Annotated in this window: 3 protein-coding genes; 2 read left to right on the top strand and 1 reads right to left on the bottom strand. The window is 71.1% G+C overall.

Annotation, left to right across the window (positions count from 1 at the left end):
• On the bottom strand, nucleotides 1–627 hold a 627-nt coding region (locus ACR9ZK_RS21460), incomplete at its 3' end, for a polysaccharide deacetylase family protein (protein ID WP_481343993.1).
• 192 nt (nucleotides 628–819) lie between these two features.
• Here ACR9ZK_RS21460 and ACR9ZK_RS21465 point away from each other — a divergent pair.
• Nucleotides 820–1,794, top strand: coding sequence for a universal stress protein (locus tag ACR9ZK_RS21465; protein ID WP_481343994.1), 975 nt, complete (start codon nucleotides 820–822; stop codon nucleotides 1,792–1,794).
• A partial coding sequence (locus tag ACR9ZK_RS21470; protein WP_481343995.1) for a DUF1918 domain-containing protein occupies nucleotides 1,791–1,954 on the top strand: 164 nt, incomplete at its 3' end. The genes ACR9ZK_RS21465 and ACR9ZK_RS21470, both read left to right, overlap by 4 nt.

The following is a 1,954-nucleotide window of genomic DNA, read 5'->3' on the forward strand; positions in this document are numbered from 1 at the left end:
GGTCTGGGAGCGGTCTCCCCCTCCGTCGTGCAGCAGGATCCTCGAGCCGTCCCGCACCGCGGCCAGGACCCGGTTGACGATGGTCCACGTGCCCGGTCGTGACCAGTCACGAGGGTCGACGGTCCAGAGGATCTGACGCTGCCCGCGGCTGGCGATGATCGACGCGATCCGCGCGTTGGTGGCCCCGTACGGTGGGCGGACGCATCGTGGCCGGTAGCCGAGGGTCCACTCCATCCGGTTCAGCTGCGACGTGACCCCCGCCGTGGACAGCGTGGTCAGATTCGGGTGGCTCCACGTGTGGTTGCCGATCTTCATGCCGTAGTAGCGCAGGCTGCGGGTGAGCGACGGGTACCAGGAGATGTTCTGTCCGACCTCGAAGAAGACCGCCTTCACCCCGTACTTCCGCAGTATCGCCAGAACCTTCGGCGTGTACGTCGGGTGCGGACCGTCGTCGAAGGTCAGGTACACGGTGCCCGCGTACGCGACGGGCGCGGCCGCGACGGCGGGGGCCGTCGTGGCCCCTTCCCAGGCGCCTCCCCCGACCGGTGGCCCGGTGCTCGGGGCCAGGCCAGCGACCGTGAGGGCCGCGAGGAGGGATGCTGCGAGTGAGCGTAGCGAGTGCTTCATGGCCGATCTCCTTGCCCTTCCATGCCACCACGGCGCGGGCGAGGCGGCGCACCGATGTGATGCCGCCTCTCAGACGGACCTTCGACCCTTGCCACTGTGGCCGTTGGCTTCGCCGCTCCGCCGTACCGGGACCTTCGCCTCTGCGCCGGCGCGCCGGCGAGAAGGCATCGTGGACGAGGAAGAGGAGGAACCATGAGAGCGGCGAGCGACATCGTGGTCGGCTTCGACGGCAGCCACGGCGCTGAGTGCGCGGTGGACTGGGCGGCGTTCGAGGCCGATCGGCGTCGTGTGGCCTTGCGCATCGTGACGGCACGGCCCTACGTGGAGCTGCCGTTCGGTGGAATGGGCGCCGGGGCCGTGCCGCCGGCGGACCATGTGGACGCCGAACGGCTCAGCGGGACTGGACGACTCCGCGCCGAGAAGGTGCTGGACGCCTCCCGCGTCGAGACAGCCGTCGTGGCGGGGTACCCCGCCGGCGTGCTGGTCCGGGAGTCCCACCAGGCTTCGCTGGTCGTGGTCGGGCACCCTGCGCGGGGAAAGGCCAGGGAGTACGTCACAGGCTCGGTCGCCTTCGCCGTGACGGCGCACTCGGCGTGCGACGTCATCGTGGTCCCCGACCAGGAACTGGTGGTGCCGGGTCCACAGCACCCGGTGGTTGTCGGGCACGACGGTAGCGGCGGCGCCGACCGTGCGACCCGCCGAGCCGCAGCCATCGCCGTCGAGCACGGCGCGCCACTGGTCCTCGTCCGGGCCCTGCCACGCGTGGAGGACTGGTTCGGCCCACCCCGCGGCCTGGAAGCCCTCCGAGACAACGCCGACAACCCCGACGGCTCCCGACGGCCGGTACGGGACGCGCTCGAGACCATTGCCGCCGATCTGCGGACGGGCTTCCCGGGACTGGATGTGCGCGGCAGGGTCGTCGATGCTCACCCCGTGGCCGCGTTGCTGGAGGTCGCCGAGGGTGCAGGTGAGGGCGCAGGACTGCTCGTCGTCGGGTGCCGGGGTCTCGGTGGCTTCGAGCGACTTCTGCTCGGCTCCGTCAGTCGTGCGGTGGTCCACTACGCCCGGACTCCCGTCCGCGTCGTGCGCCCCGACATCGTGGCGAGGGCCGTGCCCGCCGGTGGTTTCGCGCAGGCAGGCTCCGTCCGGATGGAGGAGGAGCCATGAGGGCGCGAGTCGGTGACCGCATCTTCGTGGCCGGAACGGCCGCAGACGGACCCTTGCAGGAGGGTGAGGTGCTCGACACGGGTGGCCCCGACGGGAGCCCTCCCTTCCTGGTCCGTTGGAGCGACGGACGCATCGAGCTGTTCTCACCCGGTCCGGAATC

This window comes from Monashia sp. HAY1-5C (assembly GCF_056755255.1).

Excerpts from the sequence above, each read along its gene's own strand:
- ACR9ZK_RS21465 (WP_481343994.1), top strand. The coding sequence starts at position 820 with ATGAGAGCGGCGAGCGACATCGTGGTCGGCTTCGACGGCAGCCACGGC.